This window comes from Caulobacter sp. GW821-FHT11E10, from assembly GCF_058808375.1.
Map to the genome: position 1 here is coordinate 76,904 of NZ_JBXARP010000001.1, position 18,641 is coordinate 95,544.

Below are 18,641 nucleotides of genomic sequence, written 5' to 3' on the forward strand. Positions count from 1 at the left end.
AAGACAGGGATCAGGCGATCGCGAGGCGGGCGGCGCGGCGTTCGAGGCTCAGGCTGAAGACAGCGAGAAGCAGGGCCGAGGCCGGAACGGCGGCGGCGATCAGCGGCACGGCCGAGAGGCCCGGGCCCTGGGCGATCACCGCCCCGCCCAGCCAGGCGCCGAAGGCGTTGCCGAGGTTGAAGGCGGCGATGTTCAGGCTGGACGCCAGGCCCTGGCCCGCGCCGCCGGCTTGCGACAGCACGCGCATCTGCAGCGGCGCGACGGTGGCGAAGGCGGCCGCGCCCAGCAGGAAGGCGACGATCACCGCCCCGGCCTGGCTGTGGAAGGCGAAGGCCGAGCCGCCCATGACCACGGTCAGCAGAACCAGGGTCCCGACCAGAGCCGCGTTCAGGCCCTTGTCGGCCCAGCGCCCGCCGACCAGGTTGCCGACCACCAGCCCCGCGCCGAACACCAGCAGGATCGGCGAGACGGCTTCCTTCGAGAAGCCGGCCAATTCCGTGAGGATCGGCTGGATGTAGGTGAAGACCGCGAAGACGCCGCCGAAGCCGAGCACGGTCATCAGCAGTCCCAGCTGCACCTGCGGACGGGCCAGGACGGCGAATTCCTCGCGCAGGGGCGCCGGTTCGATCTTGTCCTGGGCGCTGGGAACCAGGGCGGCCAGGACCGCGAAGGCCAGCAGGCCCACGCCCGCCACGGCCCAGAATGCCGCGCGCCAGCCGAACGCCAGGCCTAGCCAGGCCCCGAACGGCCGCCCAGCAGGGTGGCGATGGTCAGGCCGGTGAACATGATCGAGATGGCCGAGGCCTTGCGCTCGGGCGGCACGAGGGAGACGGCGACCAGCGACCCGACGCCGAAGAAGGTCCCGTGGGCCAGGGCCGTGACCAGCCGCGCGCCCATCAGCACCCCGTAGGTCGGGGCGATGGCGGCCAGGACATTGCCCAGGGTGAAGATCGCCATCAGCACCAGTAGGGTGGTCTTGCGCGGCAGGCGGCGGGTCGCCAGCGTCAGGATCGGCGCGCCGACGAAGACGCCCAGGGCGTAGCCGGTCATCAACAGGCCGGCGGCGGGGATCGAGACGCCGAGGTCGGCGGAGACCTGGATCAGCAGGCCCATGATGATGAATTCGGTGACGCCGATGCCGAAGGCGCCGACGGTCAGGGCATAGAGGGCGAGGGGCATGATGGCGCTCGGGCGGCTCTCGTTGAGGTGTCGAGCTGTCAGATGGCGCCTGGTCCTTCGATGAATTAGATTGCCGTCAGGAACTTCACTTGTGACTTGAGGGCACGATGGCGCGCTCGGACATCAACCGCTCCGGCGAGATGGAGGTCTTCGCCCGGGTCGTGGAGGAGGGCGGCTTCACCGCCGCCGCCAAGGCGCTGTCGATGAGTCCGTCGGCGGTCAGCAAGCTGGTGGCCCGGCTGGAGGCCCGGCTGGGCTCGCGCCTCGTCGTGCGCTCGACCCGCAAGCTGCAGCTCACCGCCGAGGGCATGACCTTCCACGAGCGGGCGCTGCGGGTGCTGGCCGACCTGGACGAGGCCGAGCGCTCGGTCGCCGCCTGCGCCGTGCCCAAGGGGCGGCTGCGGATCAATTCCAACGTCCCGTTCGGCCTGCATCACCTGCTGGCCCTGATCCCGAGGTTCACGGCGGCCAATCCCGAGGTGCAGGTCGATGTCACTCTCACGGACCAGGTCATCGATCTCTTGGACGAACGGGCCGAGCTGGCGATCCGGGTCGGGCCGCTGCGGCCCTCGCAGCTGGTGGCGAAAAAGCTGGGCGACAGCCGCATGGCGCTGGTCGCCTCGCCCGACTATCTGGCGCGGCGTGGGACGCCGGCCCATCCCGACGACCTGGCCGGCCACGACCTGATCGTCTTCAACTTCGCCCGCCATTGCGACGAGTGGCCGTTCACGGTCGAGGGGCTGAGGGTCTGCTATCCGGCCCACGGCCGGGCCATGGTCGGCGACGGCGAGAGCGCCGCGCGGCTGGCCCTGGCGGGGCAGGGGATCACGCGGCTTTCCATGTTTCACATCGCGGACGACATCGCGGCGGGGCGGCTGGTTCCGGTGCTGGAGGACTTCAACTCCGGCGACGTCGAGACGATCAGCGCCGTCTATGTGGGGCACGCCGGGCCGCTGCCGGCGCGGGTGCGGGCGTTCATCGACTTCCTGGCGGCGGAGGTCGACGTGGATTGGCCGATGGGGCGGACGCCGTAGCGCCCGCCCTTCGACATTTAAGCGTCCAGCATCACTTCCGCGATCTGCACCGCGTTCAGAGCCGCCCCCTTGCGCAGGTTGTCGCCGACCACGAACAGCGCCAGGCCGTGGGCCACGGTGGGGTCGGGGCGGATGCGGCCGACGAACACCGGATCCTGGCCGGTGGCGGCCAGCGGGTTGGGCACATCGTCCAGCACCACGCCCGGCGCGGCGGCCAGCAGCGCGGTCGCCTCGGCCACGGACAGCGGGCGCTCGAACTCGGCGTTGATCGACAGCGAGTGGCCGGTGAAGACCGGCACGCGCACGCAGGTGCCGCTGACCGGCAGGCCGGGGATCTCGAGGATCTTGCGGCTCTCGTCGCGCAGCTTCAGCTCTTCCTCGGTGTAGCCGTCCTCGCCCAGCACGTAGTTCAGCGGCACGACGTTGTAGGCCAGCGGCACGGCCCACTTGCGGGGGGCGGGCAGGGGCGCGGCGTCGGGCGACTGGGCTAGGCCGTCCAGGTCGCCGGCGGCGCCAGCTCGCAGCTGCTCGGACAGTACCTGGATGCCCTCGACCCCGCCGCCGGAGGCGGCCTGGTAGGTGCTGACGGTCAGGCGCTTCAGGCCCGCCTTGTCATGCAGCGGCTTCAGGGCCGGCATGGCGGCCATGGTGGTGCAGTTGGGGTTGGCGACGATGCCCTTGGGGATGTTGGCCAGAGCGTGCGGATTGACCTCGGCCACCACCAGCGGGACGTCGGGATCGCTGCGCCAGGCCGACGAGTTGTCGATCACCACGGCCCCGGCCGCGGCGGCCTTGGGAGCCAGCACGCGCGAGGTGTCGCCGCCTGCCGAGAAGAACACGATGTCCAGGCCGGCGAAGTCGGCGGTCGAGGCGTCCTCGACCACGACCTGCGTCCCCTTGAACTCGACCTTGGTCCCGGCCGAGCGGGCCGAGGCGAACAGGCGCAGTTGCGCCAGCGGGAAGTCCCGCTCGGCCAGCAGCTCGCGCATCATGCCGCCGACCAGGCCGGTGGCGCCGACGACGCCGACACGCGGCGGATTGGTTCGGGAAAACTTGAAGCTCACGGGTCTACGTCTCCTGAAAGTGCGGAGGCGCGGGAGCTAGAGGTCTCTTGGTGTGAGAGCCGCCCCGCGCATCGGCGGGGCTGGTGGGATGCTCGCTAGTTCGCGCGCACACCCGACCACGCCCCGCCGCAGCGGGTCGTTTTCGGGGTAATAATCGTGGTGGCGCGAAACTGCATCGGCGGGGCTTTTAGCGGGGGAGCGGGCGCGCGTAAAGGGGCGGGGCGGGGAATAATGATGCGTCCGCGACCAGCCAGGGGCGCTTGCCGGGGCAACAACGTGCCCTGACCTGTCGAAATGGTCCGCCTTCTCACCGAGAAGGAGTCCGCCTCTCACCGTAGCGACCCGACCGGAACCCGCGTCACCTGGACGTCCTCCTTGTTGGCCGCGTAGCCGATGTAGAGGTGGCCGTTCCAGATCACGCTCTTGGGGTAGTGGTAGCCTGGCCGCTTGTACTTGCCCTCGAACCGCAGGGGCTGCAGGTCGCCTTGGCCGCGGAGCAGCCAGCTGCGATCGAAGAGGCGCCCGTCCGGGCTGAGGGTCACCGCCAGGGGCATGCGCGGGCGGTCGCTGTTGGGCGTGTTGACCAGATAGGCCGCCCCGCCGGGCAGGTTGCCGGCGGACTGCTTGGCCCGGGCGTCCGGCATCGCGGTCAGGGCGGGCGTGGTCCAGGTCACGCCCCGGTCGCAGCTTTCCGCCGCCAGCTGGCGGAAGCTCAGCTGTTCGTCGCGGAACACCATGACCAGGCAGCCGTCGGCGCGGCGGAACAGGCTGGGCTCGATCTCGCGGCTGAGCCGGCGCTCGTGCGGCGCGGCGGCATTGGCCGCATCGCGCGGCAGGTTGGTCATCCGCCCCTCGGTCCAGCCGGCGACGCCCAGGGGATCGTCGGTGAAGAACGGCTTGGCGATCATGCCGGGGCGCAGGTGGAAGGCGGTCAGCACCCGGCCGTCGATCCGATGCGGGTCCTGCTCGATGACGCCCTCGACCGAGCGGCCGTCCGCGCCCATCACCCGGCGCGGCGCGCTCCAGGTCCGGCCGTCGCGGCTGGTGCGATATTCGGCATAGCCGCCGGCGCCCGACTGGAAGCCCTCCGGCCAGACATTGGCGTAGGCGACCAGGGTCTTGCCGTCCGTCCACCAGCCGCCGCTGGACCGCATCAGCCCGCGTTCGCCGGCTGGGGCCAGGGCCTTCGGGGCGCTCCAGGTCTGGCCGTTGCCGCTGACGCTGTAGGCCACCCAGGTGTCGGCGGAATCCTCGTCGCGCGCCGAGCTCTGCCACTGGGCGTAGAGACGGCCCTTGAACGGGATCAGCACGACGCCGTTGCTGAACCGGTCCGTCGTCGCGGTCGGCGCGAAGACGGTGAAGGTCTCCGCGCCCGGCGCCGGCTTCAGGCCAAGGTCCGGAAGGTTCGGCTGGAACAGGCTTGGCGCCACCGCATAGGGCGCGTCCTGCGTCTGGGCCGCGCCCATGAGGAGCATCGCCGCCCCGGCCGCCAGGCTCCTGATCACGATCGTCTTCAGCATGAGGGCGGTCACTAGGCCTGCTGCCCCAGCCGTTCCCAGCCCTCGAAGAACGGAAAGCGTTTGGACCAGAAGTCCGCCAGGCGCGGGTCGGCGTCGACGCGCTTGACCACCTCGCCCATGCGCGGGGCGACCTCGTAGAATCGCACCCGGCGCGGGCCCCAGCGGCTGACGACGGTGACATAGAGGTCGAGCACGCTCAGCTCGTCACCGAGGAGGTAGCGGCCGGGGGTGAGCTGGCTCTCCATCATCGCCCAGCAATCGAGGACGCGCTCGGCGGTGGCGGCCTTGATCCGGGCCTGGACCTCGGGATCGGGCCCGCCCAGGCGCGAGGGATCGTCGCGCACCCAGAACAGCGAATAGATCGAGGCCGGGATGAACGTCATCCAGCGCAGGAACTGGGCGCGCTCGGGGGCCTCAATGGCCGGACCGAGCTTGGCCTCGGGGAACCTGTCGGCCAGCCAGATCAGCATGGCGGCGCTCTCGGTGATGGTCTCGCCCTCGGGCGTGACCAGGGCCGGGATCTGCTTCAGCGGGTTGACCACGGCGACCTTGGCCTGCTGCGCCTCGCCCTCCCAGGTCGGAGCCTCGACCACCTCATAGGGTAGGCCGATCAAGGACATAGCGGCCTCGACAGGCACGCCGCCGGAGCCCAGAGCGCTGAAAATCCGATAGGCCGTCATGGTCGAGCTCTCCGACTTATCCACACCACACTCACAACATCTTGTGTGACTGCGACACCAGGACCACTAGATGAACCCGAGGGCTTTGCTAGTGTGAATGAGCTTATCGTCGCTCCACGATTCTGGCCCACCAGTCTCGCCTCCAGGGTTCGCTCATGTCCGCCAAGCTGATCACCACGCCCGGCCTCCTGACCCCCTCCGGCGCCTACAAGCCGTTCCGCTATCCGTGGGCCTACGACTTCTGGAAGAAGCAGCAGCAGGTCCACTGGATGCCCGAAGAGGTGCCGCTGGGCGAGGACCTCAAGGACTGGGCCGTCAAGCTGAACGACAAGGAACGGAACCTGCTGACGCAGATCTTCCGCTTCTTCACCCAGTCGGACATCGAGGTCGCCGACAACTACATGGAACGCTACGGCCGGGTGTTCAAACCGACCGAAGTGAAGATGATGCTGTCGTCGTTCGCCAATATGGAGACCATCCATATCGCGGCCTACGCGCTGCTGCTTGAGACCATCGGCATGCCGGAAAGCGAGTTCGGCGCGTTCATGGAATACCAGGCCATGCGCGACAAGCACGACTTCATGCAGAAGTTTGGCGTTGAGACCAATGCCGACATCGCCCGCACCCTGGCCATGTTCGGCGGCTTCACCGAAGGCCTGCAGCTGTTCGCCTCGTTCGCGATGCTGATGAACTTCCCGCGCTTCAACAAGATGAAGGGCATGGGCCAGATCGTCTCGTGGTCGATCCGCGACGAGAGCCTGCACTGCGAAGGCATCATCAAGCTCTACCACGCGTTCAACGCCGAGACGAAGTGCGTGACCAAGGCCGTGGCCGACGACATCGTCGACTGCTGCAAGACCGTGGTCACCATGGAAGACAACTTCATCGACCTGGCCTTCGAGGCCGGCGAGATCCAGGGCATGACCCCGGACGACATCAAGAAGTACATCCGCTTCATCGCCGACTGGCGCCTGCGCCAGCTGCACCTGCCGGAAGTGTATGGCGTGAAGGAAAACCCGCTGCCCTGGCTGCAGTCGCTGCTGTCGGGCGTCGAGCACGCCAACTTCTTCGAGGCCCGGGCGACCGAGTACTCGAAGGCCGCGACCAAGGGTCAGTGGCACGGCGGCGAGGGCGTCTGGTCCAGCTTCGACCAGATGCTGGCCAAGCGCGGCGAGAACCTGCCGGCGGAATAAGAGCCCTTTCTTGTGGGCGTAGGTGAAGGGCGGGACTTGGCGGAAGCCGGGTCTCGCCCTTCGTCGTTTCGGGGCGGTGGCCTGACCGTCGCCTTGGTGCGGCCCCGCTTCGGACACAACTGAAAGAGCAGTCTCGCAGCTTCGGGTTGGGGCGACGGGATGGCGGTCATTCGACGGCGACGGCTAGGGCTGATCGCAGCGCTTTCGTTGGCGCTGCACGCGGCCCTGTTGGGCTGGCTGGCCCGGCCCGTTGAGCCGAACCTGTTCGCCAATGGTCCCGATCCTTCCTCGATGTCCGTCGCGCTGATCAAGCCCGCGACGCCGGAGCGTCTCAAGCTCCCGAAGCTCGGCGCGCGTCCGACCGCCGCTGGCGTTGTCGCGCCCGCGCCGCGCCGGGTCGAGAACGATGCTCGGTCCCTCCCGCCTTCGCCCGAAGGCGTTGGGCCGATCCCCATGCCGCCGACTAGCGGGTCCGGCGCGCCTGCCCCGGAGAACCTGCGCGCCGCGCTTCGGGCCGGCGCTGGCTGCACGCGGGCGGCGTCTCGGACCCGCCAGGAACGCGAGGCCTGCGAGGAGCGGCTGGGCAAGCTGGACGCCAACGCGCCCAGCTACGCCGCGCCCATGGATCCCGGGAAACGGGCCTATTACGCGGAGGTCGCGGCGGCGGGGGCTTCGGGGCGCTCCTATGGCGATCCGCAGCCGGCGGCCGTGACCCCGGGCGGCGTAGCCTATTTCCGGGGACTGAACTGCTCGGTCTCGTTCGGGGCCGGCCGCAAGGAGAAGGATCGCCAGGGCATGGTGCGTCTGGGCAAGACGCCTTGCTATGTGCCGTTGCAGGGCAGCTTCTTCACGCCCGAGGCCAGCGTCCACAAGCGCTAACCGGCGCGGCGGTGACCGCGCGGGCCCGCAATCGCGTGTACGTACAAATTCGCGCTGGCGTCAGGACGGCTTCCTTGTTTCGGTCGGCGGCGATCGGGGCTTGCCTGGGGCTCCGGAACGCCAGAAACCTTTGTCACGATGAACCGCAAGCCCAAGAAATCGGAAACCCTGCAGGTGCGTCTCCCCCACGGCATGAAGCGCGACTTCATGCGGCGGTGCGAGGACGAGAACCGGCCGGCGAGCGACGTCCTGCGCGACTTCATCGAAAGCTATCTGGCGCGTCCGGTGGAAATCCTCACATCGGAAAGAGCCGTCATGATCCGCAGAACCTTCGTCTATCCCACCGTCGCGGCCGCCGCCCTGCTGGGCCTCGCCGTGACCCTGACGCCGCAGGCCAGCCAGGCGACCAGCCTGCGCGGCGACTTCGCGGCCATGGACGCCGACAAGGATGGCGTCGTCGTCCTCAAGGAATTCAAGCGCCCCGACGACGGGGTGATCTATTCGATGCGGATGGGATCCTCGGAGCCCAAGCCCGCAGCCAAAGGCTGGCGGCTGGCCAAGGGTGGCGACGCCGAGGTGTTCGGCCGGCTCGACAGCGATGGCGACGGCAAGCTGAGCTTCCAGGAATATCGGGTGATGCGGGTCGGCGCGGCCATGGCCATCGTCCGGATGGGCGACCGCGACGCCGACAAGCGCCTGACCCGGGCCGAGTACGTCGAGGGCTCGACGATCCCAGACGCGGCCCTGGCCCAGATGAAGACCAAGGCGCCGGATGCCGTCGTCGACGCGGCCGTAGCGGGGATGCGCAAGAAGGCCAGCGATCGCTTCGAGGGGCTGGACGTCGATCGCGACGGCTTCCTCACGGTCGAGGAGATGACGCCCGCCTGACGAAGGCGCCGGGCGGCGGTCCCCCCTCCGCCCGGTCTGGTCGGTCCACGAAGTTCGTGACCCCGTCGCGATGGCGCTCTAGGAGAGGCCGACGCAAGGACGGAGCTCCACTATGACGACCATCGCGGTGATCGGCCCGGGCGCCGTCGGCGGCACGGTGGCCGCGTGGCTGGCCCAGAACCCCGCTCACGCGGTGACGGTCTGCGTCCGCACACCCTTCGAGAGCCTGGCGGTCGAGACGCCCGAGGGGCCGATCACGGCCGCCCCGCGCGTGGCGACCTCGCCAGCGGGTCTTGAACCCGCCGATTGGGTGCTGGTGGCGACCAAGACCTATCACACCGACGCGACCTGGGCCTGGCTCAATGTCCTCGTCGGGCCCGGCACGCGGGTGGCGATCCTCCGCAACGGCGTCGAGCACACCGTCCCCTTCGAAGGGAAAGTCGCGGCCGAGAACCTCGTCCCGGCGGTGGTCGACATCCCGGCCGAGCGCTCGGCCCCAGGGCGCGTGCTGCAGCGGCGCAACGGGTGGATCAAGGTCCCGGCCGGCGCGGCGGGGGAGGCCTTCGCCGCCCTGTTCGCCCCCACGCCGATCGAGATCCAGGTGGTGACCAACTTCACCACCGAGGCCTGGAAGAAGCTGGCCCTGAATTGCGCCGGGGCGGTCAACGCCCTGACCCTGCAGCCGGCCAAGGTCGCCCACGACGAGGGCGCGGCGGAGGTCATGCGAGCCCTGGTGCGCGAGTGCGTGGCGGTGGGGCGGGCCGAGGGGGCGGATCTCTCGGACGACCTGGCTGACCAGGTGATCGCCGGCTACCGCACGCACGCGCCGGACTCGATGAACTCCCTGCACGCCGACCGCGCCGCCGGCCGGCCGATGGAGCTGGACGCCCGCAACGGCGTGATCGTCCGCAAGGGCGCGGCGCACGGGATCGCCACCCCGGCCAACGCCATGATCGTGGCCCTGCTGAACGCGGCGGCGGGCTGATACGAAAACGGCCGCGCTCGGGAGCGCGGCCGCTTCAGGTTTTCGAGAGCGCCAGCGTTTAGGGCTGGTACTTCTTGGGCAGCGCCTTGATCTCTTCCGGGGTCAGCTTGGTAATGGTCTTGGCCCGGATCGGGATGGGCATGCCGAAGCCGTCCGAGACGCGCAAGTCCAGGTCCAGCGGGTGGCAGACGCTGTCGGGACCGCGGATCACCGAGACCAGGTGCGTGCCCGGCCAGGTCAGCTGGTTGGAGCCGTAGGCCAGGTCGACGCGATAGACGTCGCGACCACGGACCTTCATGTACAGGGTGTCCTTGTCCGGAGCGGTCCAGCCGCGCCAGTCGGACAGGTAGAAGCATTGGCGGGGCGCCTTAGCCGGCTTGGCCGTGCTCTCGGCGGCCGGGGCCGAGCCCTGGGCCGAAGCGAAGTTGGCCCCCCCAAGCGCCATGGGGCCCGCGATGGCGAGCCCGATCAGCGCTGCGCGCGCGATGTGGGTGATCTTGCTCATGACGTCGTCCTAATAGTCCCTCGCATCAAGAGATTGGACCTCTCCCGGGGCTTGTCAAGTTTTTACTGTACATTTGAAACTGTACACGAAAAAGCCCGCCTCCGAGGTGGAGGCGGGCTCTCGTCCAGCCCTTGCGGGCTAAGGGTTTCAGGCCGGCGCTAGGCCTTGGCGGGCTCGGCCTCTTCGTCCGGGACGATATCGTCCAGTTCGCCCTCCCACTTGGCGACCACGGCGGCGGCGACGCTGTTGCCGACGACGTTGGTGGCCGAGCGGCCCATGTCCAGCAGGTGGTCGACGCCGAGGACCAGCGCGATCCAGCCTTCCGGCAGGCCGAAATAGGTCAGGGTGGCCATGATCACCACCAGCGAGGCGCGCGGCACGCCGGCGATGCCCTTGGAAGTCACCATCAGCAGCAGCAGCATGAAGATCTGCTGCTGGATCGACAGGTGCACGCCATGGGCCTGCATGATGAACATGGTGGCGAAGGTGCAGTAGAGCATCGAGCCGTCGAGATTGAACGAATAGCCCAACGGCAGGACGAACGAGACGATGCGGCGGCGCACGCCCACCTTGGGCAGGCTGTCGAGGATGCGCGGATAGGCGGCTTCCGACGAGGCGGTCGAGAAGGCCAGCAGGGCCGGGTCGCGGATGATGCCGAACAGCGGGATCACGCGCTTGCCCAGCACCAGGGCGCCGGCGGCGAACAGGATCAGCCACAGCGTGCCCATGGTGGCGTAGAAGCCCAGCACGAACTTGCCGTAGACGGCCAGCATCGACAGGCCCTGGGTGGCGATGGTCGAGGCCAGGGCCGCGAAGATGGCCAGCGGGGCCAGCTTCATGACGAAGTTGGTGACCTTCAGCATCACCGAGGCGGCCTGCTCGGCCAGTTCCAGGATCTGCGGCGCCTTGTTGTCCAGCGAGGCGACGGCCGTGCCGACGAACAGCGAGAAGACGACGATCTGCAGGATCTCGTTCTTGGCCATGGCGTCGAAGATAGAGACCGGCACCAGGTGGGTGATGAAGCCCTTCAGGGTGAAGGCTTCGGTGGTCGCGGCGGGCGCGGCCGAGGTCGACATCTCGGTCAGGTTCAGGCCGGCGCCCGGATGCAGCAGGTGGACCATCAGCAGGCCCAGCAGCAGCGACACGGCCGAGGCGCTGATGAACCACACCATGGTCTTGGCGCCGATGCGGCCGACGGCGGCGGCGTCTTCCATGTGGGCGATGCCGGCCACCAGGGTGGTGAAGACCAGCGGCGCGATGATCATCTTGATCAGGCGCAGGAAGATGTCGGTGATCAGCGACAGGTTGCCGGCGGCGGCCTTGGCGGCGACCGGGTCCATCGTCTGGTTGATGCCCCAGCCGACCGCGACGCCCAGCACCATGGCCGCGATGATAAGCAAAGCGAAACGCTTGTTCATGAGGTCCCCTCGAGCGCCATTGGCGCGACGTCCTTATGTCGACGCGAGTTTTCTACGACGCGCCCCGATGCTTGGATGACGGACGAGACCCCGCTCGCCGCCATTTGCCCGCATCATGGCATTTTCCGTTCCTTGTGGCCGACGAACGCGGGTTCGTCCATGCCCTTCGCGCTGGTCGGCGAGAACGAGACACCTAAGACGCCTTCGCGATCAGCAACCGGTCGATGGCGGCGCGGTCCTTGGGCGACAGGTCGAGCGAGGCGGCGAGGCGGAGTTTGGCCTCGGCCTCAGCGTGTCGTCCTTGAGCGAGCAGGGCGCGACCCCAGGCTAGGTGGAGCGCGCCCCAGCGCGGCGCCCGCTTGGCGGCCTCGGCGTATTTTCGCGCGGCGGCGCGATGGTCGCCCTGGAGCGCCAAGGCGTCGCCCCAAAGCTTCAAGGGGTCGGCCCAGAGCGGCGCCTTGCGGTGAGCGGCCTTGAATTGCGCGATGGCGCCGGCCGCGTCGCGGCGATCCAGTCTGGCCCGGCCCCAGGCCTGCTCGGCGTCGGCCAGGCTTGGCGCTTGGGCCGCGGCCTTGGCGAACCAGCGCTCTGATGCGAGGACGTCGCCGGACAGACCGGCGACCTGGCCCTTGGCGATCACCACCCAGTACGAATCCGTGGGCGCGCCGGCGAGCGCCGCCTTGGCGCCGTCCAGGTCGCCGGTCCGCGCCAAGGCCAGGGCCAGCTGCGGCTGGGCCACGCGCCGTCGAAAGCGTTGGTAGAAGAGCGCCTTCGACTTGGCGTAGGTCGCATCGGCGCGCCGCATGGCCTGGGCCGCCGCTGGCCAATCCTCAAGCGCCAGGGCCGTGCGATAGTCGATCTCATCGCGCCAAAGCTGGGCTTCTCCGGGGCTCAGGAACTTGCCGCGCACCAGCCGCCGGGCTCCGGAAGGATCGTGCAGGCCTAGCCTCGCGAACACCTCGTATATCCACGCGCCTCGGGCCATGACGGCGTCCTGGGCGGCGGCCTGGTGCGAGAGCGTCGCGGCGGAGGCGTAGTCATGCTCGGCGGCGCTGACCGCGGCGCGTTGTTGGATCAAGAACGGGGCGGCGAGCAGGCTATCGACATCGCGGCCGTCGCGCAGGTTTTGGACGCTGGTCTTGTTGTCGAGATAGGCCTGTTCCGCCCAGCCCAGGAGCACTTCGGCGCCGCTGCGATTGGCGTGGGCCAGGCCAAACTTGGGATCGATGGCCAGGCTCGCATTGGCCTTCTCGATGCTCTCCTCGGCGCGCCCGGCCCCGGTCAGTGTCAACGCCCAGCCGGCATTGGCCCATTTGCGGTCCGTGGCGTCGCCCGTCCGCGTCAGCGCCTCCAAGGCCTTGAGCGCCTCTTCGTTGCGGCCTCTGCGGCTCAGATAGATCGAGTATCGGTAGGGCTGGGTCTTGGCGTAGATGGCCTCGGCGACCTGGTCGAGCATGGCCTCCAGCTCGGCTTCGGAGCCCGTGATCAGGGGCGTCGACTGCCCGCCCGCGCGGGCGTTGACTCGCAGGCCGGACGGGGTGCGGATCACCTCGCCGCTGATCGTGACCTCTTCGCCCAGCCAGCCCCGCAGGAAACGCCACAGCTCGCCGGCCGACACGCCGGTCCGCGGGATCTCGACCTGGATGTCGTCGCTCCAACTGTTGGCGAAACTGTTGGCTGCCCGCATGGACAGGGTGTCAGCCTGCAGGGCGGTCAGCTTATCCAGCAGCCGGCTGGCGATCGTGGCGCCGGTCAGGCCTTGGGCCTGCAAGTCCGGCGGCGTCGAAAAGGGTTGGACCGTCACGCCGCGATACTGCCCGGCCATCCAGAGAACCGTGATGACCGCTCCGGCGGCGACAATACCGGCCAGCCCGGTCAGCATCTTCAGGACGAAGCTGGCGCGCTCGCTGGCGATTTGCCAGCCGATCAACTGAGCCTGTCGTTCCAGGACCCGCCGGGCGGCGCTGGTTGGGACCTTGCCGGACGCTTCGGTCTCCATGGCGATTTCGATCGCGTCGGGCGTGGTCGGCGGGGCGGCGCTGGCCTTGCGGCGGGCGCGTTTGCGGCCCGCCGGCGTCGCGGCGTCGGTCATGCGAGAGCCCCCTGAGTTCCCCGTAACAACGGTATCAGATGGGGCGGGTGCGGGAAGTTGCCATCTTGGGCGCCGGCGCCTTCATCGCGAGCAAGTAATAAATCATTCTCATTTCCGGGCCCGATGTCTCGCCAATGTCGCGAAACGTCGTTATAAGGACCCATGTCAAACCAAGAAAAAGCAATCGCCGTCGTCGAACGGCTGAATGACGAATACGAACGCGCCGTCGGCGCCCTTCGGACCGCCCTCAAGGCCTATCTGGAACACGGAACGCGTCCTGACCCGCAGCAGCGGTTCGACGGGACCTTCGCCTATCCCGAGCTGCGCCTGACCTATGATCCCGAGGCCCTGCCGCCCAAGCTGGCCCGTTCGTACGCCCGCGTCAGCCGTCCCGGCGTCTATTCGGCCACGGTCACCAAGCCGGCCCAGTTCCGCGACTATCTGGTCGAGCAGCTGACCCTGCTGATGGATGACTTCGAGGTCGAGATCGAGGTCGAGCGCTCCAACCAGGAGATCCCGTATCCCTATGTGCTGGACGCCACCATCGACCTGAACCAGGCCGACGTGCGCAGCGAGGACATCGCCCGCTTCTTCCCGACCACGGACCTGGCTTTCATCGGCGACGAGATCGCCGACGGGGTCTGGAATCCGGCGCTGGAAGAGACCCGGCCGCTGTCGCTGTTCGACGGCCTGCGCACCGACTTTTCGCTGGCGCGCCTGAAGCACTACACCGGCGCTCCGGCCGAGGACGTGCAGCAGTTCATCCTGTTCACGAACTACCATCGCTATGTCGATGAGTTCGTCCGCTGGGGCATCGAGCAGCTCAAGGCGCCCGACAGCCCCTATACGGCGCTGTCCTGCTCGGGCGGACTGACCATCACCGCCAACACCGTCAATCCGGAACTGGCGGTGGCGGAGTCGAGCTGGCGCAAGCACCAGATGCCGGCCTACCACCTGATGGCCCCCGGTGGCTCGGGCGTGACCCTGCTGAACATCGGCGTCGGCCCGTCGAACGCCAAGACCATCTGCGACCACCTGGCCGTGCTGCGTCCCCAGGCCTGGCTGATGATCGGTCACTGCGGCGGTCTTCGCGACACCCAGACGATCGGCGACTACGTCCTGGCCCATGCTTATCTGCGCGACGACCATGTGCTGGACGCCGTGTTGCCGCCGGAGATTCCGGTGCCGTCGATCGCCGAGGTGCAGCGCGCCCTCTACGACGCGGCCAAGGCGATCAGCGGCGACAGCGGCGACCAGCTGAAGAAGCGCCTGCGCACGGGCACCGTGGTCACCACCGACGACCGCAACTGGGAACTGCGCCACAGCCTCTCGGCCCTGCGCTTCAACCAGAGCCGGGCCGTGGCCATCGACATGGAGTCGGCGACGATCTCGGCCCAGGGCTATCGCTTCCGAGTGCCCTACGGGACGCTGCTGTGCGTGTCGGACAAGCCGCTGCACGGCGAGATCAAGCTGCCCGGCCAGGCCAACGCCTTCTACGAGCGGGCGATCAGCCAGCACCTGCAGATCGGCATCATGGCCTGCAAACTGCTGCACGCCGAGGGGCCGAACCTGCACTCGCGGAAACTGCGGGCCTTCGACGAGCCGCCGTTCAGGTGATGTGTTTCTAGCTCCTCCCCCGCGTTGCGGGGGAGGTGGCCCAGAGGGCCGGAGGGGGCAGGCTGTGCGAATGCCGCATTAGCCCCCTCAGTCGCTCCGCGACAGCTCCCCCGCTCGCGGGGGAGCATCTCTCGGCCGCCTACTCCTCCGCCCAGGCCTTGATCAGCTGGTGCGCGATCGCCAGGGGCGGGGGCATGAACAGGCCTTCCAGCTCGCCCTTCAGCAGCAGGGCGGCCTCGTCCTTGGTGAACCAGCGGACCTCTTCCAGCTCGGTCTGGTCCGGGGCGGCGTCGGCGCTGTCGACGTCGGCCATCAGGCCCATCATCAGCGACGAGGGCCACGGCCAAGGCTGGCTGGAGTGGTAGCGGACGGCGGTCGCCTTCAGCCCCGCCTCTTCGTGCAGCTCGCGCGCGCAGGCCTCTTCGATGGTCTCGCCGGGCTCGATGAAGCCGGCGAGCGCCGAGAACATGCCCGCGGGCCAGGCCGCCTGGCGACCCAGCAGGCATTTGCCGTCATGGATGGCCAGCATGATCGCCACCGGATCGGTGCGCGGGAAGTGCTCGGCCTCGCAAGCCGGGCAGACGCGCTTCCAGCCGCCGTCCGACACTTCGGTCTTCTGGCCACAGGCGCTGCACCAGCGGTGGCGGCGGCGCCATTCGAACATCGACTTGGCGGTGGCCAGGATGCCGGCGTCGGCCGGCGGCATGGTGGCGGCGACGCCGCGCAACTCCTCGAACCGGCCCAGCCCCTGCAGCGGCCCCTCGGCCGGGTCGGCCGCGCCCTCGATATCGACGGCGAAGACCGCGATGTCCTTCCATAGGCCCAGATACAGCAGCTTCTCGGGGCTGCCCGCCAGGTCCTGGGCCATGTCGGCGCGCAGATAGGCGATCTGGACACCGCTCGGCTGGCCGTCCTCGCCGAGCACGTCCTCGACCAGCGGCTTGCCGTTCCACAGCGCCACGGCCAGCGACTCGGCGTCGGCCAGCTTTTCGGCCAGCCAGGCCTCGTCCCCACGACGCTCGCTGTCGCGGTTCAAGGGGTTGCCGGCGAAGGTGTTGGTGATGATCGAGAGAGGCATTTCGACTGTCTAGCGCGGGTATGATCGCTCGTCACGACGTCGCGGATGAGTCATGCGCCTTGCATCCGCCGCGATGAGTCGCGATATAGGCCTTGGAGATCGGTGCGGACGGAGTCCTCGCCAACCTGGTCAGGGCCGAGAGGCAGCAGCCACAACGAGATCCGCTCTGGGTCGCTGCCGGTCTCCACCTAGCTCTATTCCCCTAAAATCTGTCAGCAGATGCGCGCTCCGGTCGGGGCGAGGCTTTTGCTGCGCGTCGCGCGCCACTACACTCACCTCATGGCCGACCACGACGACCTCTCGCCCGATTCCTCGCCGCCGTGGGACGAACCGCCCGCCGAGGACCTGCCCGAGCGGGACGAGAACACCGCCGACATCTTTGGCGAGGCGCCCGCGCCCGTCGCTGTTGAGGCGGCGCGTCCCGTGGTCGAAGACCCGCCTGAGAACGAGAAGGGCGACGCCTATACCGTGCTGGCGCGGAAATACCGCCCGCGCACCTTCGAGGACCTGATCGGCCAGGAGGCCATGGTCCGCACCCTGGCGAATGCGTTCTCGACCGGCCGCATCGCCCACGCCTTCATGCTCACCGGCGTCCGGGGGGTCGGCAAGACGACGACGGCGCGCCTGCTGGCTCGCGCCCTGAACTATGAGACCGACACGGTCAAAGGCCCCTCGGTCGACCTGACCACCGAAGGCTACCACTGCCGCTCGATCATCGAGGGCCGGCACATGGACGTGCTGGAGCTGGACGCCGCCTCGCGCACCAAGGTCGACGAGATGCGCGAGCTGCTGGACGGGGTGCGCTACGCCCCGGTAGAGGCGCGCTACAAGGTCTACATCATCGACGAAGTGCACATGCTGTCGACGGCTGCGTTCAACGCCCTGCTGAAGACGCTGGAAGAGCCGCCGCCGCACGCCAAGTTCATCTTCGCCACCACCGAGATCCGCAAGGTGCCGGTGACCATCCTGTCCCGCACCCAGCGCTTCGACCTGCGCCGGGTCGAGCCGGACGTTCTGGTTAAGCACTTCGACCGGATCTCGGCCAAGGAGGGCGCGCGGATCGAGATGGACGCGCTGGCCCTGATCGCCCGCGCGGCCGAGGGCTCGGTGCGTGACGGTCTCTCGCTGCTGGACCAGGCCATCGTCCAGACCGACCGCGGCGCCACGGTCACGACCGCCGTCGTCCGCGACATGCTGGGCCTGGCCGATCGCGGCCAGACCATCGCCCTGTTCGAAAACGTCATGGCGGGCAAGACCAAAGACGCGTTGGAGGGCTTCCGGGCCCTGTGGGGCTTCGGCGCCGACCCGGCGGTGGTGATGCTGGACGTGCTGGACCACTGCCACGGTTCGGCGGTCTCCAAGGCCCTCGGGCCGGACGCGCTTTCCTTGCCCAAGGAGCAGGCCGCCCGCTTGGCGGCTATCGGGGCCCATACCTCGGCCGGCACGCTGTCGCGCCTGTGGCAGATGCTGCTCAAGGCCCATGAGGAGGTGCGCCGCGCCCCCGACGCCATGGCCGCGGCCGAGATGGCGCTGATCCGCCTGTGCTATGCCGCCGACCTGCCCGGTCCGGAGGAAGCGCTGAAGGCCCTGCGCGACGGCGCGCCCCCAGGCGGACTGGGCGGCGGCGGTTCCGGCGGCGGCGTGTCGATGGGCGGAGGTTCGTCCGGCGGTGGGGTCTCGGCCCAGGCCGTGAGCATGGCCGCGCCGGCGGCTCAGGCCATGCCGGTCCTGGCCTCGTTCGACGACGTCCTGGCCCTGATCGCCGCCCGGCGCGATATCGGCCTGCGCCTGGACGTCGAGCAGTATGTCCGTCCGATCAGTTTTCGGCCCGGCGCCATCACTTACGAAGCCGCGCCCGGCGCGCCTGGCAATCTCGCCGGCCGCCTTGTCCGCGCCCTGAAGGAGTGGACCGGCCAGCCCTGGCTCGTGGCCGCTGAAGGCGGCGGCGGCGGCGAGAGCCTGCTGGAGCGCCAGAAGCGCGAGGAGCGCGAGGCGCTGGAGCAGATCAAGAAGGATCCGTTCGTCGCCTCGGTGCTGTCGGCCTTCCCTGGCGCCGAGATCGTCGAGATCCGCAAGCTCCTCACCCCCGAGGCGCCGCCTCTGGAGCCGGACGAGGAAGAGGGCTGACAGCAGCCCACCGTTTTTGACTGGAGTTACGACATGAAAGACCTCGGCGGCCTGATGAAGCAGGCTCAGGCCATGCAACAGAAGCTCGCGGACGCTCAGGCGCGTCTGGCCGAGAGCGCCGTCGAGGGGACCTCGGGCGGCGGCATGGTCACGGTGGTGCTGAAGGGCACGGGCGAGCTGGCCAAGGTGACGCTGGACGAGAGCTTGATCGAGCCAGGCGAGGGCGAGGTGATCGCTGACCTGATCGTCGCCGCCCACGCTGACGCCAAGAGGAAGCTCGACGCCAAGCAGGCCCAGATGATGCAGGAAGCCGCCGGTCCGATGGCCGGCCTGATGGGCGGCATGCCCGGGATGAAGTTCTGATCGTCCCACCCGGCCGCCT

The 18,641-nt window shown here is 68.8% G+C and carries 15 protein-coding genes, 1 other RNA gene and 1 pseudogene; 9 read left to right on the plus strand and 8 right to left on the minus strand.

The window, feature by feature from the left end:
• Positions 1 to 10: 10 nt before the first annotated feature.
• A pseudogene (locus AC1RRV_RS00375) lies at positions 11 to 1,179 on the minus strand (MFS transporter).
• A 107-nt stretch (positions 1,180 to 1,286) separates the two neighbouring features.
• On the opposite strand from AC1RRV_RS00375, the gene AC1RRV_RS00380 reads away from it, so the two are divergent.
• Positions 1,287 to 2,213: a LysR family transcriptional regulator gene (locus AC1RRV_RS00380; RefSeq protein WP_492857587.1), complete on the plus strand. Its 927-nt coding sequence runs from the start codon at positions 1,287 to 1,289 to the stop codon at positions 2,211 to 2,213.
• A 17-nt stretch (positions 2,214 to 2,230) separates the two neighbouring features.
• On the opposite strand, the gene AC1RRV_RS00385 is transcribed toward AC1RRV_RS00380, so the two are convergent.
• The 3 genes from AC1RRV_RS00385 to AC1RRV_RS00395 all read right to left on the minus strand — a co-directional run bounded on the left by AC1RRV_RS00385 (position 2,231) and on the right by AC1RRV_RS00395 (position 5,477).
• Positions 2,231 to 3,277 carry an aspartate-semialdehyde dehydrogenase gene (locus AC1RRV_RS00385; protein WP_492857588.1) on the minus strand — a complete coding sequence of 349 codons (1,047 nt, stop codon included), beginning with the start codon at positions 3,275 to 3,277 and terminating at the stop codon, positions 2,231 to 2,233.
• Between the two features lie 329 nt (positions 3,278 to 3,606).
• Complete coding sequence (locus tag AC1RRV_RS00390) at positions 3,607 to 4,797, minus strand: sialidase family protein (RefSeq protein WP_492857589.1); 1,191 nt, start codon at positions 4,795 to 4,797, stop codon at positions 3,607 to 3,609.
• Positions 4,798 to 4,808: 11 nt separating this feature from the next.
• The gene (locus AC1RRV_RS00395) at positions 4,809 to 5,477 is read right to left on the minus strand and encodes a glutathione S-transferase family protein (RefSeq protein WP_492858088.1); all 669 of its coding nucleotides are present in this window, start codon (positions 5,475 to 5,477) and stop codon (positions 4,809 to 4,811) included.
• Between the two features lie 155 nt (positions 5,478 to 5,632).
• Between AC1RRV_RS00395 and AC1RRV_RS00400 the strand changes: the two genes are divergently transcribed.
• From AC1RRV_RS00400 to AC1RRV_RS00415, 4 genes are all read left to right on the plus strand, one after another.
• On the plus strand, positions 5,633 to 6,670 hold the full coding sequence (locus AC1RRV_RS00400) for a ribonucleotide-diphosphate reductase subunit beta (RefSeq protein ID WP_492857590.1): 1,038 nt from the start codon (positions 5,633 to 5,635) through the stop codon (positions 6,668 to 6,670).
• A gap of 159 nt (positions 6,671 to 6,829) precedes the next feature.
• The gene (locus AC1RRV_RS00405) at positions 6,830 to 7,549 is read left to right on the plus strand and encodes a hypothetical protein (protein WP_492857591.1); all 720 of its coding nucleotides are present in this window, start codon (positions 6,830 to 6,832) and stop codon (positions 7,547 to 7,549) included.
• Between the two features lie 138 nt (positions 7,550 to 7,687).
• On the plus strand, positions 7,688 to 8,437 hold the full coding sequence (locus AC1RRV_RS00410) for an EF-hand domain-containing protein (protein WP_492857593.1): 750 nt from the start codon (positions 7,688 to 7,690) through the stop codon (positions 8,435 to 8,437).
• A 112-nt stretch (positions 8,438 to 8,549) separates the two neighbouring features.
• Positions 8,550 to 9,422, plus strand: coding sequence for a 2-dehydropantoate 2-reductase (locus tag AC1RRV_RS00415; protein WP_492857595.1), 873 nt, complete (start codon positions 8,550 to 8,552; stop codon positions 9,420 to 9,422).
• Between the two features lie 58 nt (positions 9,423 to 9,480).
• Here AC1RRV_RS00415 and AC1RRV_RS00420 read toward each other — a convergent pair whose 3' ends face one another.
• From AC1RRV_RS00420 to AC1RRV_RS00430, 3 genes are all read right to left on the minus strand, one after another.
• On the minus strand, positions 9,481 to 9,927 hold the full coding sequence (locus AC1RRV_RS00420) for a DUF6491 family protein (RefSeq protein ID WP_492857596.1): 447 nt from the start codon (positions 9,925 to 9,927) through the stop codon (positions 9,481 to 9,483).
• 158 nt (positions 9,928 to 10,085) lie between these two features.
• Positions 10,086 to 11,345 (minus strand): dicarboxylate/amino acid:cation symporter, encoded by a 1,260-nt coding sequence (locus tag AC1RRV_RS00425; RefSeq protein ID WP_492857597.1) that lies wholly within the window; start codon positions 11,343 to 11,345, stop codon positions 10,086 to 10,088.
• A 193-nt stretch (positions 11,346 to 11,538) separates the two neighbouring features.
• On the minus strand, positions 11,539 to 13,437 hold the full coding sequence (locus AC1RRV_RS00430; protein ID WP_492857598.1) for a hypothetical protein: 1,899 nt from the start codon (positions 13,435 to 13,437) through the stop codon (positions 11,539 to 11,541).
• Between the two features lie 162 nt (positions 13,438 to 13,599).
• Between AC1RRV_RS00430 and AC1RRV_RS00435 the strand changes: the two genes are divergently transcribed.
• The gene (locus AC1RRV_RS00435) at positions 13,600 to 15,054 is read left to right on the plus strand and encodes an AMP nucleosidase (protein WP_492857599.1); all 1,455 of its coding nucleotides are present in this window, start codon (positions 13,600 to 13,602) and stop codon (positions 15,052 to 15,054) included.
• A gap of 139 nt (positions 15,055 to 15,193) precedes the next feature.
• Here the strand turns inward: AC1RRV_RS00435 and nudC are convergent, their stop codons facing one another.
• Positions 15,194 to 16,132, minus strand: coding sequence for an NAD(+) diphosphatase (nudC, locus tag AC1RRV_RS00440; protein WP_492857601.1), 939 nt, complete (start codon positions 16,130 to 16,132; stop codon positions 15,194 to 15,196).
• A 91-nt stretch (positions 16,133 to 16,223) separates the two neighbouring features.
• On the opposite strand from nudC, the gene ffs reads away from it, so the two are divergent.
• The 3 genes from ffs to AC1RRV_RS00455 all read left to right on the plus strand — a co-directional run bounded on the left by ffs (position 16,224) and on the right by AC1RRV_RS00455 (position 18,622).
• Positions 16,224 to 16,324: signal recognition particle sRNA small type (ffs, locus tag AC1RRV_RS00445), an RNA gene on the plus strand.
• Positions 16,325 to 16,411: 87 nt separating this feature from the next.
• The gene (locus AC1RRV_RS00450) at positions 16,412 to 18,259 is read left to right on the plus strand and encodes a DNA polymerase III subunit gamma/tau (RefSeq protein WP_492858089.1); all 1,848 of its coding nucleotides are present in this window, start codon (positions 16,412 to 16,414) and stop codon (positions 18,257 to 18,259) included.
• Between the two features lie 33 nt (positions 18,260 to 18,292).
• Positions 18,293 to 18,622, plus strand: a complete 330-nt coding sequence (locus AC1RRV_RS00455) for a YbaB/EbfC family nucleoid-associated protein (RefSeq protein WP_492857602.1) — start codon at positions 18,293 to 18,295, stop codon at positions 18,620 to 18,622.
• Positions 18,623 to 18,641: the final 19 nt, after the last annotated feature.

Bases quoted from the DNA above. Each gene is read 5' to 3' on its own strand.
- AC1RRV_RS00380 (WP_492857587.1), top strand. From the start codon at position 1,287: ATGGCGCGCTCGGACATCAACCGCTCCGGCGAGATGGAGGTCTTCGCC.
- AC1RRV_RS00390 (WP_492857589.1), bottom strand. From the start codon at position 4,797: ATGCTGAAGACGATCGTGATCAGGAGCCTGGCGGCCGGGGCGGCGATG.
- AC1RRV_RS00395 (WP_492858088.1), bottom strand. From the start codon at position 5,477: ATGACGGCCTATCGGATTTTCAGCGCTCTGGGCTCCGGCGGCGTGCCT.
- AC1RRV_RS00400 (WP_492857590.1), top strand. From the start codon at position 5,633: ATGTCCGCCAAGCTGATCACCACGCCCGGCCTCCTGACCCCCTCCGGC.
- AC1RRV_RS00405 (WP_492857591.1), top strand. From the start codon at position 6,830: ATGGCGGTCATTCGACGGCGACGGCTAGGGCTGATCGCAGCGCTTTCG.
- AC1RRV_RS00410 (WP_492857593.1), top strand. From the start codon at position 7,688: ATGAACCGCAAGCCCAAGAAATCGGAAACCCTGCAGGTGCGTCTCCCC.
- AC1RRV_RS00415 (WP_492857595.1), top strand. From the start codon at position 8,550: ATGACGACCATCGCGGTGATCGGCCCGGGCGCCGTCGGCGGCACGGTG.
- AC1RRV_RS00420 (WP_492857596.1), bottom strand. From the start codon at position 9,927: ATGAGCAAGATCACCCACATCGCGCGCGCAGCGCTGATCGGGCTCGCC.
- AC1RRV_RS00425 (WP_492857597.1), bottom strand. From the start codon at position 11,345: ATGAACAAGCGTTTCGCTTTGCTTATCATCGCGGCCATGGTGCTGGGC.
- AC1RRV_RS00430 (WP_492857598.1), bottom strand. From the start codon at position 13,437: ATGACCGACGCCGCGACGCCGGCGGGCCGCAAACGCGCCCGCCGCAAG.
- AC1RRV_RS00435 (WP_492857599.1), top strand. From the start codon at position 13,600: ATGTCAAACCAAGAAAAAGCAATCGCCGTCGTCGAACGGCTGAATGAC.
- nudC (WP_492857601.1), bottom strand. From the start codon at position 16,132: ATGCCTCTCTCGATCATCACCAACACCTTCGCCGGCAACCCCTTGAAC.
- AC1RRV_RS00450 (WP_492858089.1), top strand. From the start codon at position 16,412: ATGGCCGACCACGACGACCTCTCGCCCGATTCCTCGCCGCCGTGGGAC.
- AC1RRV_RS00455 (WP_492857602.1), top strand. From the start codon at position 18,293: ATGAAAGACCTCGGCGGCCTGATGAAGCAGGCTCAGGCCATGCAACAG.